This is a genomic window from Lacunimicrobium album, assembly GCF_052161635.1.
In the GTDB taxonomy this organism is placed as follows: Bacteria; Planctomycetota; Planctomycetia; order Planctomycetales; family Planctomycetaceae; genus SXPC01.
In genome coordinates this window covers 1,102,657-1,116,782 of sequence record NZ_CP197413.1, presented here as the reverse complement: position 1 = coordinate 1,116,782, position 14,126 = coordinate 1,102,657, and the positions used below count along the sequence as shown (strand labels likewise).

13 protein-coding genes are annotated in these 14,126 nt (G+C 56.1%); 11 read left to right on the top strand and 2 right to left on the bottom strand.

The window, feature by feature from the left end; genetic code table 11:
- Positions 1 to 172: 172 nt before the first annotated feature.
- The 10 genes from SH248x_RS04360 to tnpA all read left to right on the top strand — a co-directional run bounded on the left by SH248x_RS04360 (position 173) and on the right by tnpA (position 9,945).
- A complete protein-coding gene (locus tag SH248x_RS04360; protein ID WP_459557297.1) occupies positions 173 to 736 on the top strand; it encodes an RNA polymerase sigma factor in 564 nt (187 codons plus the stop codon).
- Entirely contained in the window at positions 729 to 1,376 is a 648-nt protein-coding gene (locus SH248x_RS04355) for a hypothetical protein (RefSeq protein WP_459557296.1), read from the top strand. Before SH248x_RS04360 ends, SH248x_RS04355 begins: the two co-directional genes overlap by 8 nt.
- Before the next feature lie 245 nt (positions 1,377 to 1,621).
- Positions 1,622 to 2,653 (top strand): PDZ domain-containing protein, encoded by a 1,032-nt coding sequence (locus SH248x_RS04350; protein ID WP_459557295.1) that lies wholly within the window; start codon positions 1,622 to 1,624, stop codon positions 2,651 to 2,653.
- Positions 2,654 to 3,124: 471 nt separating this feature from the next.
- Positions 3,125 to 4,219, top strand: a complete 1,095-nt coding sequence (locus SH248x_RS04345; RefSeq protein WP_459557294.1) for a glycoside hydrolase family 26 protein — start codon at positions 3,125 to 3,127, stop codon at positions 4,217 to 4,219.
- A 282-nt stretch (positions 4,220 to 4,501) separates the two neighbouring features.
- Positions 4,502 to 5,740 carry a zinc-binding metallopeptidase family protein gene (pepT, locus tag SH248x_RS04340; RefSeq protein ID WP_459557293.1) on the top strand — a complete coding sequence of 413 codons (1,239 nt, stop codon included), beginning with the start codon at positions 4,502 to 4,504 and terminating at the stop codon, positions 5,738 to 5,740.
- A gap of 183 nt (positions 5,741 to 5,923) precedes the next feature.
- Complete coding sequence (locus SH248x_RS04335; RefSeq protein WP_459557292.1) at positions 5,924 to 6,682, top strand: ABC transporter ATP-binding protein; 759 nt, start codon at positions 5,924 to 5,926, stop codon at positions 6,680 to 6,682.
- Positions 6,679 to 7,461, top strand: a complete 783-nt coding sequence (locus SH248x_RS04330; protein WP_459557291.1) for an ABC transporter permease — start codon at positions 6,679 to 6,681, stop codon at positions 7,459 to 7,461. Before SH248x_RS04335 ends, SH248x_RS04330 begins: the two co-directional genes overlap by 4 nt.
- Before the next feature lie 196 nt (positions 7,462 to 7,657).
- Positions 7,658 to 8,644, top strand: a complete 987-nt coding sequence (locus tag SH248x_RS04325) for an ABC transporter substrate-binding protein (protein WP_459557290.1) — start codon at positions 7,658 to 7,660, stop codon at positions 8,642 to 8,644.
- Positions 8,645 to 8,693: 49 nt separating this feature from the next.
- The gene (locus SH248x_RS04320; RefSeq protein ID WP_459557289.1) at positions 8,694 to 9,311 is read left to right on the top strand and encodes a flavin reductase family protein; all 618 of its coding nucleotides are present in this window, start codon (positions 8,694 to 8,696) and stop codon (positions 9,309 to 9,311) included.
- A 181-nt stretch (positions 9,312 to 9,492) separates the two neighbouring features.
- Positions 9,493 to 9,945, top strand: a complete 453-nt coding sequence (gene tnpA, locus SH248x_RS04315) for an IS200/IS605 family transposase (RefSeq protein WP_459557288.1) — start codon at positions 9,493 to 9,495, stop codon at positions 9,943 to 9,945.
- A 209-nt stretch (positions 9,946 to 10,154) separates the two neighbouring features.
- Here the strand turns inward: tnpA and pgsA are convergent, their stop codons facing one another.
- Together pgsA and rimO are read right to left on the bottom strand one after the other, a co-directional pair.
- Complete coding sequence (gene pgsA, locus SH248x_RS04310) at positions 10,155 to 10,769, bottom strand: CDP-alcohol phosphatidyltransferase family protein (RefSeq protein ID WP_459557287.1); 615 nt, start codon at positions 10,767 to 10,769, stop codon at positions 10,155 to 10,157.
- A 167-nt stretch (positions 10,770 to 10,936) separates the two neighbouring features.
- Complete coding sequence (gene rimO, locus SH248x_RS04305) at positions 10,937 to 12,337, bottom strand: MiaB/RimO family radical SAM methylthiotransferase (protein ID WP_459557286.1); 1,401 nt, start codon at positions 12,335 to 12,337, stop codon at positions 10,937 to 10,939.
- Positions 12,338 to 12,626: 289 nt separating this feature from the next.
- Between rimO and SH248x_RS04300 the strand changes: the two genes are divergently transcribed.
- On the top strand, positions 12,627 to 14,102 hold the full coding sequence (locus SH248x_RS04300; RefSeq protein WP_459557285.1) for a hypothetical protein: 1,476 nt from the start codon (positions 12,627 to 12,629) through the stop codon (positions 14,100 to 14,102).
- The last annotated feature ends 24 nt before the right edge of the window (positions 14,103 to 14,126 follow it).

Genomic DNA, 14,126 nt, shown 5'->3' with positions numbered 1-14,126 from the left:
TGGCCCGAATTTTCTATTCGGACCAGTCTTTTTTTATTCCGCCCTGTATGCCTCTGTGCTCCCCTGTCTCCTCCGTGGTGAAAATTCTTCCGTTTTCCTTCCCGAACTCTCTCTCCTGACGCGACAATATTGTCACAGAAGCTCAATCACAAGAGACCAGGAAAGTCGCTGAGTGACGGAAACCAGCCTCGATTGGAACCAGATCTGGCGTCAGCATGAACGCTGGCTGCGCACGATCATCGCCTGCCGCATCGCTGAACCCGATGCGGTCGACGATATCCTGTCCGAAGTCGCGCTCAGTCTGTCTGTCCAGTTGACACGCCAGGCAAGCCCATCTTCCGTCAACGCGATCAAGGTCGTTCCCGCCTGGCTTTACCGGGTGGCCCTGCGTCATGTGATCACCCACAGACGACGCAGTGGCGTTCGTAAACGGGTCATCTCCAAACAGATTTCCCATGAAGAACACGACACCCCTTCGTCTCCCGAAACTCCTGCGATTGACCAGATTATCCATGCCGAAGACACTCAGCAGTTCAAACTGGCGTTCGCCACGTTGACTCATCAGGATCGTCAGATCCTCTTGTTGAAACACGAGCATCGCTGGACCTACGAGCAACTCGCCCAGCATCTCGGCGTCTCCCGTAATACCATCGAATATCGACTTCTCCGGGCCCGTGATCAATTGCGGGTCAGACTTCGTGACCAGTCGACTCCCAAAGGCACACGTTATGTCTGATCAACACAATATGAAAATTTTCCACGACCAGTTCGCGCTCAACCTTCAGCGACTCGCCGATGGCGAACTTTCTGCTGCCGCCCAGCATGAGTTTCTTCACGGTATCGATAGGCACGCTCCCGATCAGTGGCGAGACGTCGCCTTGACGCTTCTCGAACAACGACTCTGGGACGGCCAGCTGAAGTCTCCTGCGCTCCTCCAGTCCGCCCCGACTCCGCCACCGCGCCCAACCGCCACCCCCCTTCATCCAACCCGGCGTTCGCTGGCCAGTCGCACGACCTACATCCTCGCCAGCTGCTGCCTCGGCTTGATCGCAGGACTCCTGATCCCGATCAACGACCGGTCTCAACCAATCCAACACACAGCAATGCACATTCCTCCCTCTGACCATGACAGGAATTCCATGCAGGCCAGCACCAGCGAACGCCCAGGCCTGGCAAAGAAAATTCCACCCGGCAGATCTCCCGAGCAGATCATGGTCAGCGAGACCGACCGCATCGCCATCGACATCCTCGAAAACCTCGCACGACAAGGCTATCGCATCGACACACAGAACTACCAGTTGACCGACCAATGGAACAACGCCCAGAACGTCAATCCAGAACTCACCAGCTTCGTCGCCTACCCCTCCGGCCTCTAAAAAATCCCGGTGGCACAGACATTCCTGTCTGTGTCTATCTATTGAACATCAAAGCAAAACCGGGAGGGCGAGGCTCCGTCCGAGCCGCTACTTTGCCTCGCGAAACTCCAGCCGCGCACAAAACCCCGATGCCCTCATCTGTTCGGCCTCCCCGTCACACAGACATTCCTGCCTGTGTGCATCTTTCAACGCCTCAATGTTCCAACACTTATCATTCTCTCACTGAATACTCCAAAGGAACCCCTATGCCCTGGTCACATCCCGTTCTCATTCAACGTGTCTCAGCAATTGCCACCACAATGGCAATCTTTACCACCACCAGTCTCAAAGCACAAGAAGAAGCCCCGAAGAAGAATACCCTCTTCACAGCCACCGCCGTCGTCGAAGTCACCGACGACGAAGTAAAAGCAAAATCAAAGCCCACCTACGAAGTCAACGACGGCAAGATCACCATCACCGCCGATGAAAATACCCCGCCCGCTGAGTTGATCCAACTCATCATGAAAGAAATGACCGGCGTCAAAAACGAAAACGTCCTCATCTTCCAAAACAGGAACGATGCCTTCAAAGCCGATGCCATCAAAGCCGCTCAGGCAGCAGCCGCCGCGAAAACGATCGAAGCCAAGCCACGCTACGTCCTCGGCATCGAAGTCGCCCCCATCCCCACAGCCGTTCGCACTCACCTGAAACTCGATCACGGCCTCATTGTCACCAACGTCGCCCCCGAGAAACCAGCTGCGGAAGCAGGCATCAAACCCAACGATATTCTCGTCAACGTCATCACTCTGGCCGACCAGCCAGCCATCGAACTCAAAGCCAGTCAGGACCTCGCCGAACAAGTCACCAAGTCAGGCGAAGCCGGCACGACGCTGATTCTCAAGATCATTAAAGACGGCGAAGAAGAAAAAGTCACCCTCACCCCAACCAAGGAAGACCGCCCCTCCTTCCGCGTCTTCATGAACTCCACCACAACCGGCCCCGATGGCGTCACAGTCACCGGAGTTCCTCACCCTTCCATGATCAATGAGGAGATCGCCCGAGCCATGAAAGAACGCGCGATCGCTCAAGACATCGCAGCCACTGCCCACGGCCACGCCTTCCAGACTGTCCCCGCCTTCCCCGCTACCGCCCAATACGGCTTCACACTCCCACAAGGCTTCAAATCCTTTGAAGAGAAAAACGCAGAGCTCCAGGCCACCCTTGAAAAACTCCAGGCCCAGCAAGCCGAATTGATCAAAAAACTCGACGAACTCACCAAGAAACTCGAATCCAAGTAATCAGCTCCCTTCTCCCCCCGAGAACAATGCGTCGCCTTCCGAGCAATGGGTGGCCCAGCCGTTCACGGCTGGGTGAGCAAAGCTCACAAGACACGTCCCCATACGCCCACATCGTTATAAAACGCCCATAGCTCCCTTCTCCCCCCGTGGAAGCAAGGAGCCTTCTCTCGTCGATGAGACGAGAGAAGGCGACGCGGTAGTCTTCTCAGGAAGGTGCCCGAAGGGCGGATGAGGGAATCGCGCCAACAACCTCTCAACAAACCAGTAAGGCACCCGAGGGCAAAGTCGAGCTCTATTCCTTTCTCCCTTTCACAACACCAAAAACCAACACGGCCGTAAGTCAGGTCCATCCCCCGACCTCGACTCACGACCGTGTATTTCTGCGCAATAATCCCCATCACTTCCCATTCACAAATCAACATGCAACAATCCCGTGACATCTAACCATTTGGTCACATAGGAAAAAACTGCATGCCCCGCTTCCTCCGCACACTCGCTCCTCTCCTTATCCTCGCCTTCACCGTGCTCATCGCCACCGCTCAGCCACCAAATGCGACGCGTTCCAAAGAACCCGCCCTCGGCACCTACCACTGGCCCAACGGCACTGCAGGCGTCGACCAGTTCGCCACCTGGCTCAACCGCGATACCGTCTGGGCCCTCGACTTCGTCGGCACCGAATCCTGGGACAGCATCGGCTGGCCCGTCTGGTGGCTCGAAAACTGGTCCAAATGGGTTCACGCCAAACCCAACCGACGCCTCATCCTCTCCATCCCAATCCTCCCCGGCCCGCTCGATTACTCCGGCCCCACCGACGGCCAGAAAGGACGAGGCGTTACCGTCTCCCTCGAACAGGGAGCCAAAGGCGAATACAACCAGCACTTCAAGGACCTCGCCGAAAACCTCGTCCGCTACAAGATGACGAGCACCATCATTCGCCCAGCCTGGGAGTTCAACGGCAACTGGTACACCTGGCAGGCCAAAGGCAAAACCAAGGCCTTCATCGAATACTGGCAGCAGATCGTCAAAACCATGCGCGCCGTCCCCGGTTGTGAGAAACTCGAATTCTGCTGGAACCCGACCTCAGGCTATCAACAATTCCCCGCCGACGAAGCCTGGCCCGGCGACGACTATGTCGATTACGTCGGCGTCGATGTCTACGACGAAACCTGGCTCGAAGGCACCTACCCCTGGCCCGCGAATTCCACTCCCGAAGAAATTGAAAAACGTCGCCAGAAAGCCTGGGACGGCTTCATCATGAACGACCACCGCGGACTGACCTTCTACACCCAGTTCGCCAAAGACCACCACAAACCACTCGCCATCCCCGAATGGGGCGTCTGCGAATCCAAACACAACCACGGCGGACTCGACAACGCCTACTTCATCAAGAAGATGCACGAGTTCATCATGAACCCCGACAACAACGTCGCCTTCCACTGCTACTTCGATGTCAACACCCCACACATCAACCACCAACTCTCCCCCGGCCCCGCCAAATCCGACCAACCCGAAGGCACTCACCACCCCAACAGCTCCAAACTGTTCCGCGAACTGTTTTCAAAGTAAGTGGGCCCACACCTTCTCTTGGAGAAGCGAAGCCCCTGAGTTTTCAAAGCGGACGAGCGATTGTGTTGTCGCTTCATCTCGACAACACAATCATGACTCGTACCGAAAAAGCTGTCTCGTCTTCCCATATCAACGCCTGCTGATTTCATTCTTTCATGGAATCAATTTCGAACTCTTGCTGTCACATGAAAACATTTCTTTTATGATATTAAGACGCGCCTGTCCCGCGCACTTCTGTCGCGACTTCGCGAATTCTGCACGTCATCTCTCCATGGTCTGAATATGAATTCTGCCCGTCTGCTCGAACGCTTTCTTCGCTACGTCAAAATCGAAACAACCGCTGACGAACTGTCTGGCACGTCTCCCAGCTCTCCCGGACAGCTGAACCTCTCCAAGGTTCTCTACAACGAGCTACTCGAACTCGGCATTAAGAATGCCACCCTCTCAGCCCAAGGCGTCGTATTTGCCACCGTCCCACCGACTGTTGCCTACCACACGCCAACCATCGCGTTCTTCGCTCACGTCGATACTTCTCCCGAATACTCTGCCCACAACGTCAACCCGATCGTGCACACCAACTACGACGGCTCCGACATCGTCCTCCCCGGCGACCCGTCTAAAATCCTTAAAGTGTCCGAGCAGCCCGCCCTCAAGGACAACATCGGCCATTCCGTCATCACGACTGATGGCATAACTCTCCTCGGCGCTGATGACAAATCCGGTATCGCAGCCATTATGACGGCTGTCGAACACCTGCTCGAGAACCCCGAGATCCCGCGCGGCCCAATTCAAATCTGCTTCACTGTCGACGAAGAAATCGGACACGGCACCGATTCGATTGACATGTCCAAGTTCAAAAACACCGCCTGCGGCTACACGCTCGACAGCGAAGGCGCCTGCCGAATCGACTCCGAAACCTTCTCTGCTGACCTCGCCATCGTGACCGTCCACGGCGTCAACACCCACCCCTCGGTCGGCAAAGGCATCCTCACCAACGCCACGAAGATTCTCTCCGAGTTCCTGACCCTGCTGCCACCCGAAATGTCTCCCGAACAGACTGCAGACCGCATCGGCTTCATCCATCCCTACAGCATCACCGGCGGCGTCGCTGAGTCATCCTGTCGCATCATTCTCCGCGACTTCGAAACGACTCGCCTGACCGAATACGCCGAGCTTCTCGAAAAGATCGGGAAAGCCTTGATGGAGAAACACCCGACGTGTCGCATTGAAGTCAAAACCCAAAAACAATACCGCAACATGCGAGACGGACTGGTCAAAGAACCCCGCGCGATCGCGAACGCCATCAAAGCCGTCGAGGCCCTTGACCGGGAACCTATCATGAGTGTGATTCGCGGCGGTACGGATGGCTCTCTCCTCACCGAACTCGGCCTCCCGACCCCCAACCTCTCCAGCGGCCAACACAACCCCCACTCCCCTCTCGAATGGACCTCCTTAGAAGAAATGGAACTCGCCGCCAAAACCATCATCGAACTCGCCAAACTCTGGTCCCACGAAGAATAGGCGAGCGGGTGGGAGCAAGGAGGCCGCTGCCCGACAAGGGCAGAGAAAAGGCCGACGCGGTAGTCTTCTCACGAAAATAACCCCCTGTCCCTTGTGCATCTGCTGCCATACCACTTCGAATACGCCAAAGACTAAAGGCTGAAGTTCCGACTCCTCCTTCATCCTTCCGAATTCATCCTTCCCATGCTCACCCTCACCAACCTCACCCACTGCTTCTCTCCCACCCCGCCCCCCGTCCTCCAGAACGTCTCCTTCTCCCTCCAGCCCAACGAATTCGTCTCCCTCCTCGGCCCCTCCGGCTGCGGCAAATCAACCATCTTGAAACTCCTCGCCGGACTCATCCAAGTCCAACAGGGCGAGATCCACTGGACCGACCACAAACGCCCCAACATCGGCTACGTCTTCCAGGAACCACGCCTCATCCCCTGGCGAACCGTCTCTCAGAACCTCTCACTCCCCTTCTCACTCACCGGCCAGCCCGTCTCCCAAGAGACAGTGACGAAACACCTTCACCTCGTCGGCCTCACCCAGGAAGACGCAAAGAAGCTCCCGCATCAACTCTCCGGCGGGATGAAAATGCGCGTCTCCCTCGCCCGCGCCTTGATGCTCCAGCCAAGCCTGCTCCTCTTCGACGAACCCTTCGCCGCCCTCGATGAAATGCTCCGCGAACAACTTCACGAAGAACTTCTCTCGCTCTGGTCCACCCTCGGCTGGACGGGTCTATTCGTCACTCACAACATCGCCGAAGCCGTCTTCCTGTCCCAGCGTGTCCTGATCATGTCGACCAAGCCCGGCCAGATCATCGAAGAAGTCCGAATCGATCTCCCCGACGAGCGCACTCCGGAACTGCGAACTTCAACAAAGTACCTCTCCCTCGTCGCGAAGATCAGCCAGACAATGCGCACCATCTACCGACAACCGCGCGAGGTGGCTCCGACATGACAACAACCAACCTGATGCGCCTCCTCGGTCCACCGCTCTTCCTCGTCCTGTTCCTCGCCATCTGGCAGGGTGCAGTGGCCTGGTTCCAGATTCCCAGCTTCCTGCTGCCATCTCCGAAAGAAGTTTTCCACGAAGCAATTGTGAGCAAAGCAAAAATCCTCTCCGCCCTCGAAGTCACCGCCACCGCATCCACCCTCGGCCTGCTCATCAGCTTCGCCGTCAGCCAGATCATTTCCATCATCTTCGCCCTCTCGCCACTCGTACGCATGAGCTGCTACCCGTACGCAATTCTCTTGCAAACCGTCCCTATCGTCGCGATGGCTCCCATCATCATCACCTGGTTCGGCTACGGCTTCCCCAGCGTCGTCATCGTCGCCAGCGTCATCAGCCTCTTCCCGATGGTGACTGCGACAACCAACGGCCTCCTCGCCGTCGACCCCGAACTCATCGAACTCTTCCGCCTCTACCGCGCCCAATGGTGGCAGGTCCTCTTAAAACTCCGCTACCCCGCCGCGACCCGCTTCATCATCACCGGCCTGAAAACCTCCTGCGGATTAGCCGTCGTCGGCGCCATCGTCGGCGAATACTTCGTCGGCGTCACAACCGGCAAACAAGGCCTCGGCTACTACATCTTCGTCACCGGCCAACAAATGAAAACGTCATTACTCTACGTGACAGTTCTGGCCTCGACGCTTTTGGGTGTCACCTTTTTTGGTCTCATTAATCTCCTGGCGAATACGCTTCTGAAACGCTACTACGACCCGACATCAATGAAATAGCAAACTCTGTCCCTTCTCCCTTGAGGGGAGAAGGTGGCGTCGCTTCGACGACGGATGAGGGTGAGCGCTAGGCAATAACAGACTCCCAATCCTTAACCGACGTCAGGCATTCACTCCCACGAGTTGCGGCCCAACCCCGATACCCACTATCCTGAACGCTGCCCACCTCCCATGACTTCCAACGCGGATCTTCCCAATGCCAACCCGTAAATACCTCTCCCTCTGCTGCATGTTCGCTCTGGCAGCACTCTTCTTCACACTCCCCGGTTGCACCAGACACTCCCCCTCCAACTCCAATCCAGGCCTGACGAACGTCACCCTCGCCCTCAACTGGATGCCAGAGATTGAACACGGCGGCTTCTACACCGCACTTCTGAATGGTCACTACAAAGATGCGGGCCTGAATGTCGAAATCCTCCCCGGCGGCCCCAATGCCCCCGTCGCTCAACGCGTCGCGACCAAACAAGTCGACTTCGGCGTCTCCAGTGCAGACCGCACCCTCCAGGCCCGCGCCGCCGGTGCCAACCTCGTGACACTGCTCGCTCCGCTGCAACACTCCCCACGCTGCCTGATGACTCACCCCGAATCCAACATCACCAGCTTCGACCAGATCAAAGACGTCACGCTCGCCATGAGTGAGTCAGACCCCTACTCCCAGTTCCTCAAATCAAAACTCCCGCTCACCAACGTTCGTATCGTCCCGTATACCGGCTCGATCGCACAGTTCCTCCTCGATAAGAAAATGATCATCCAGGGCTACACCTTCAGCGAGCCCATCCTCGCCCAGGCGAAAGGGGTCACTCCCAAAATTCTCACCATCTCCGACTTCGGCTACGATCCCTACAACAGCACGCTCATCACTCACAGCGACCTGCTCAAAGAAAAGCCAGAACTCGTCCAGAAGATCATCGAAGCCACTCAAAAAGGCTGGATCGACTTCCTCAAAGATCCCGCCAAAACCAACGACTTCATCCACGCTCTCAACCCCGAGATGGACCGCGACGCCATGACCCGAGGCATGCCCCCTCTCAACAAACTCTGCCAACCTGCAACCGGCACCCCCTTCGGCGATATGACCAAAGCCCGCTGGGACGAACTCGGTCAACAACTCATCGACCTCAAACTCCTCGAACCCGGCACCGACATCTCCGCAGCCTGGACCCCGCTACCCGCCGCCAACTAAATCGCTGTTCCTCTTACGACTCTTCCTCCTTCCGAGTTTCATCCCTCCAATGCAAATCTCCCCCCAAACCACTACCTGGCCAAACCTCTATAAAGTCCTCACCGGCGCCGTCGTCCCGCGCCCCATCGGCTGGGTCTCGACCATCAACGAAGATGGCCAGAACAACCTCGCCCCCTACTCCTTCTTCAACGCCGTCTGCTCCAACCCGCCCACGCTTCTCTTCTGCCCTGCTGTCCCCCCGCCGAACGAGAACCGCCCTCACAAAGACACCCTCGCCAACATCCGCGCGACAGGCGAGTTCGTCGTCAATATCGTGACCGAATCGACCGCAGACGCCATGAACACCTCCGCAACGGCTTTCCCCCCTGAAGTCGACGAATTCCAGCAAGCCGGCCTGACCCCCATCGCGTCTGAAATCGTCCGTCCGATGCGTGTCTCGGAAAGCCCGATCCAGTTCGAATGTAAACTCAATCAGATCATCGAAATCGGCCCCCGAAATCCAGGCGCTGGCAACATCGTCATCGGCGACATCGTCATGATCCACGTCGCCGACCACCTCATCAACGACCGCTTCCACATCGACATCGAAGCCTTAAAACCCATCGGCCGCCTCGCCGGCAACGCCTACTGCAAAGTCAACCACCTCTTCGAGATCGAACGCCGCTAACCTCAAAAAGGCGAGCGGGGGGTGTCAACCCCCTGTCCCATTTGGCATAGAAAACGCCTGCAATCTTTGCCATCTTCTCCGTCCTGAAGGGACGATTTCTACCAGCCCAGGATGAAATCCTGGGTTTCGATCAATGCGATTACCCCGACCCTGTAGGGGTCGTTCACCACGAGAATCCACCATGGCCCAATCCCTGGCGAAGATCTACATCCATCTGATCTTCTCCACCAAAAATCGCGAACCCCTCCTCCACGACGTCTGGCGCGATGAGGCGTTCAAAATTCTCGGCGGCATTGCCAATAACATCGGCTGCCAGTCACTCATAGTCGGAGGCATCACTGACCATGTTCACATGCTGTTCCAACTCGGACGGACACTCTCCCTCGCTGATGTCATAAAATCGCTCAAATCCCAGTCCTCTCACTGGATCAATCAGACACGCGATCTTCCCGTCCCATTCCAATGGCAAGCCGGTTACGCAGCCTTTTCCGTCAGCCAGTCAAACGTGGAAAAGGTGCGTGAGTACATCCTGCATCAACCAGAACACCACACCAAGGAATCATTCCAGGATGAGTTACGAACATGGCTGAAACGCTACGAAATCGAATGGGATGAACGCTTCGTCTGGGATTGAGAGGCGATCAGTTCTTCCTGGGCAATTGAACGTCGATGAAACCACCCTTTCAGGGTGGGCGTTCTCACTCTCACCCAATCCCAGGACTTCGTCCTGGGCTGACAGAAATCGTCCCTTCAGGACGGGGAAAGAAAAACATTCCTGCAAGCCGATCGAATGCCAAATGGCATTGACTGCTTCTGCCTTGATACTCGAGCTGTGACCGGAACTCACGCCACCTTCCGCAACGCCACCACCGCCCGCACAATATACTCCAGCCCACTATAAACTGTCACAATCATCACCCCGTAAATCAACCCCATCTGCAACGTCACCAGCCAGTCGATCCCCGCAAACTTCTCGTCGCACGCCACCAGACACACCGGCACCGCAATCGACTGCAACACCATCTTGATCTTCCCCGACCACTCCGCTTTGAAGTCAATCCCGCGCTGCTCCAGAAACCCGCGCAAGCTCGTGATAAACATCTCACGACTAATCAGAATCACGTTAAACCACGCACAGATATGCGACGCCGGAACATTCTGCAAAAACAGAAACGCACCACAAACGATGATCTTGTCAACAAACGGATCCAGAATCCGCCCCAGCACCGTCCGCTGATTCCACTTCCGGGCAAGATACCCATCGACATAATCCGTCGACACCGCGATGACAAACAGCACCGCACTCGTCAACCACAGATTCCCCGCCGAAATCAAACCAAACACCACAAACGCCAACACCAGGCGTGTCATTGTAATGATGTTAGGAATCGTCCAGACCGTCATCTCCGAAATCGGCGGAGGAGTCTGAACCACAGGCTCTGCGACCGCTTCGTTCATTAGCTGGTAATCCTGCAGATTCAAGTTAACAAGAGAATCTCAGACGAATTATCCACAGAGAAGAAAAAAGTCCTAAACTGTTCTTCAGAACTCCGTGTCCTCTGTGCCTCTGTGGTGAAACTTCTTCCGATTTTAAGGCGTTCGAGAAAAGACGATATAGCAGGAGCTTACTCCTCGTCCTCATCCCCACCAGAAATCTCACCACCCAAGTCATACTCGCTGGCTTCCAGAATCTCCACCGACACAATATCCCCCGGCTTCAACCCTTCGGCTCCCACGAAAACTTCCCCATCAATCTCGGGAGCATCCGCAAAGCAGCGACCGACGAAAACGCCGTCTTCATGCTCTTCATCGATGATGACATCCAGCTCATACCCCAGCAGCGACTCGTGGAATTCCTTCGAAATCCCTTGCTGAATCTCCATCAGGATATCGCGTCGCTCGTTCTTGACTTCCTCCGGCAGGTGATCATCCAGCTTAACCGCAGGCGTCCCCGGCTCGACGGAGTAAGTGAAGACTCCCATGCGCTCAAAACGAGTCTCTTCCACAAAGCTCTTGAGCTCTTCAAACTGCTCCTGCGTCTCGCCAGGAAACCCGGTGATAAACGTCGTTCGCAGGACAAGGTTCGGAATCGAAGCCCGCAGCTTCTCAACCAGCGTCGTTGTTCGCTCCCGATCAACCCGTCTCTGCATTCTCTTGAGCACACGACTGCTGATGTGCTGCAGCGGCATATCCAGATACGGCAGAATCTTCTTCGACTCAGCAATCGTCCCAATCAACTCATCAGTGAAGTTGACTGGGTACAGGTACATCAGCCGAATCCACTGAATCCCGTCCACCTGCTCCAGTTTCCTGAGCAACTCAGCGAGCATGACCTGCCCATACAGATCCATGCCATAGTAAGTGGTGTCCTGCGCGACGATGATCAGTTCCTTGACCCCGTCAGCCGCCAGTTCCTTAGCTTCCTCAATCACCATCTCCATCGGCTTGGTGACGTGCTTACCACGCATCTTGGGAATCGCACAGAACGTACAGGTCCGATCACAGCCTTCCGAAATCTTCAAATACGCATAATGCTCCGGTGTCATCCGCAGACGAGCCCGGTCATCCATCGCCTTGACCGGAGCAGGACGAAACAGCGACCGCTGCTCACGATGATTCCCGACCATCCGATCCGCGACTTTGACAATCTCATCCCGACCAAACACACCAACGATGTGATCAATCTCCGGAATCTCTTCCAGCAACGCAGACCCCATCCGCTCCGCCAGACACCCCGCAACGATGACCCCTTTGGTCTTCCCCGCTGCCTTCAGCTCCAGCATCTCCTGGATAACCGACTTCGACTCCGCCCGGCTGCTCTCAATAAACCCGCAGGTATTCACAATCACGAAATCCGACTCCGACGGATCGGATACCAGCGTGTACCCATCCAACGCCAGATTCCCCAGCATCTTCTCACTATCGACGAGGTTCTTCGGACACCCCAGCGACACGAAGGCATACTTCCCACGCGAGTAATCCCCAGAAACACCCAGGGACGATTTCGTAACAACCGGCAATTCCATAACTGATCTCACGTAAAACTCTGTCCCTTCTCCCTTGAGGGGAGAAGGTGCCCGAAGGGCGGATGAGGGTGGGCGATAGGCAAAGATCGACTATCAGCTCTACTGTACGGACAAGGCAAGCGAAGCTTCCCCTCGTCACAAACCCCGCTCCCGAACCAACATCTGGCCCGCCCCGAGCGAATCGGTTATTGTATCCTGAACACTCTGAATTGCAAAGAACCCTACGAATTTCCCTCGCCACGCCGAGATTGTCCCCCCGACCGGCCCCGTTATCCATCAAAGGCAAGTCATGTCCCCAAACCCCTCCGCGACCTCTGCTCCCCTCCGCACCCTCTGCGTTCCAGTCTTCTTTTTCCTGACTTCCCTATGCATGGCCACCGATTTCCACAAGATCGTCATCACTGAAGTGGGGAACACACACCAACGCGTTCCGCTCGTCGAACTCACGACGACCAACGGCATCATCCACGTCTCAGACAACAACGGCATCGTCGCAATCACCGAACCCGATCTCCTCGGCAAAGACGTCTACTTCACCATCAAATCTCATGGATACGAGTACCCCGCCGATGGCTTCGGCATGCGTGGCAAAAAAGTCACCCTCACCCCCGGAGGCGAAACCAAACTCGAAATCAAACGCAAAAACCTCGCCGAACGCCTCTACCGCACGACCGGCACGGGATTGTTAGCCCATTCTCGAAGCACAGGCGATGTTGACCGAAATCAGCGAGTTGAAGAAATCCTTTCAGGCTGCGATAGCATCATGTCCGTTACCTACAAAAACAAACGTTATTGGTTCTGGGGCGATACCAACCGACTCAGCTACCCCCTCGGCAACTTCCACATCACAGGAGCCACCACCTCGCTGTGGCCTTCATCCGCTCCGTTGTTTGAACAGTATTCCTTCTTCAAAAACCCCGAAGGCTTCGTCAAACCCATGGCGAAAATGCCCGGCGAAGGCCCCACATGGATCGGCGCTCTCGCCGTCCTCCCTGACAAAGACGGCAAGGAGCGAATGGTCGCGCATGACATCAAAGTCCGCCCCAACATGCAGGCCTACCGCTGGGGCATCGTCATCTGGAACGACGAAAAAGAAGAATTCGAACGCCTCAAAGAATTCGATGCCGAACCCGCCCACCTCAAAGACATCGCCTGCCACACCTTCCTCGAACGCGATCCCGACACCGGCAAAGACTACCTCTACCTCACCGCCCCCTTCCCTCACATCCGCGTCCCCGCAACCCTCGATGCCTACTGCGATCCGACTCAATACGAGTACTATCGCCCCCTCCAAGGCTGGAAACAAGCCGTCACACCGCTGTCACAGAAGCAGGAATCAGCCGCCATCAAAGAAGGCCAGCTCCCAGCCGAAAAAGCCCTCCGTCAAATGACCGACGCAGCCACCGGCAAACCGATCCAGGTCCACAACGGCTCCTGTCACTTCAACCCGTACCTCAACAAATACATCATGATCTTCACCGAACTCGGCGGCGAAACCTCCACCCTCGGCGAAGTCTGGCTCTCCACGTCGAAGGACAAAGTCGGCCCCTGGACCAAAGCCGTCAAACTCCTCACCCACAACCATTACTCATTCTACAACCCCCGCTACGACTACGAATTCGACCAGCACAACGGCCGCACCATCCACTTCGAAGGCACTTACACCCACACCTTCTCCCAAACCACCACCCCCACCCCCCGCTACGATTACAACAACATCATGTACCGCCTCGACCTCAACAACCTCCCCGAAACCTTGAAATAACGGAACATTCCCCCTCAATATTCC

Bases quoted from the DNA above. Each gene is read 5' to 3' on its own strand.
- SH248x_RS04325 (WP_459557290.1), top strand. From the start codon at position 7,658: ATGCCAACCCGTAAATACCTCTCCCTCTGCTGCATGTTCGCTCTGGCA.
- pepT (WP_459557293.1), top strand. From the start codon at position 4,502: ATGAATTCTGCCCGTCTGCTCGAACGCTTTCTTCGCTACGTCAAAATC.
- SH248x_RS04335 (WP_459557292.1), top strand. From the start codon at position 5,924: ATGCTCACCCTCACCAACCTCACCCACTGCTTCTCTCCCACCCCGCCC.
- SH248x_RS04350 (WP_459557295.1), top strand. From the start codon at position 1,622: ATGCCCTGGTCACATCCCGTTCTCATTCAACGTGTCTCAGCAATTGCC.
- SH248x_RS04320 (WP_459557289.1), top strand. From the start codon at position 8,694: ATGCAAATCTCCCCCCAAACCACTACCTGGCCAAACCTCTATAAAGTC.
- tnpA (WP_459557288.1), top strand. From the start codon at position 9,493: ATGGCCCAATCCCTGGCGAAGATCTACATCCATCTGATCTTCTCCACC.
- SH248x_RS04345 (WP_459557294.1), top strand. From the start codon at position 3,125: ATGCCCCGCTTCCTCCGCACACTCGCTCCTCTCCTTATCCTCGCCTTC.
- pgsA (WP_459557287.1), bottom strand. From the start codon at position 10,769: ATGAACGAAGCGGTCGCAGAGCCTGTGGTTCAGACTCCTCCGCCGATT.
- SH248x_RS04355 (WP_459557296.1), top strand. From the start codon at position 729: ATGTCTGATCAACACAATATGAAAATTTTCCACGACCAGTTCGCGCTC.
- SH248x_RS04300 (WP_459557285.1), top strand. From the start codon at position 12,627: ATGTCCCCAAACCCCTCCGCGACCTCTGCTCCCCTCCGCACCCTCTGC.
- rimO (WP_459557286.1), bottom strand. From the start codon at position 12,337: ATGGAATTGCCGGTTGTTACGAAATCGTCCCTGGGTGTTTCTGGGGAT.
- SH248x_RS04330 (WP_459557291.1), top strand. From the start codon at position 6,679: ATGACAACAACCAACCTGATGCGCCTCCTCGGTCCACCGCTCTTCCTC.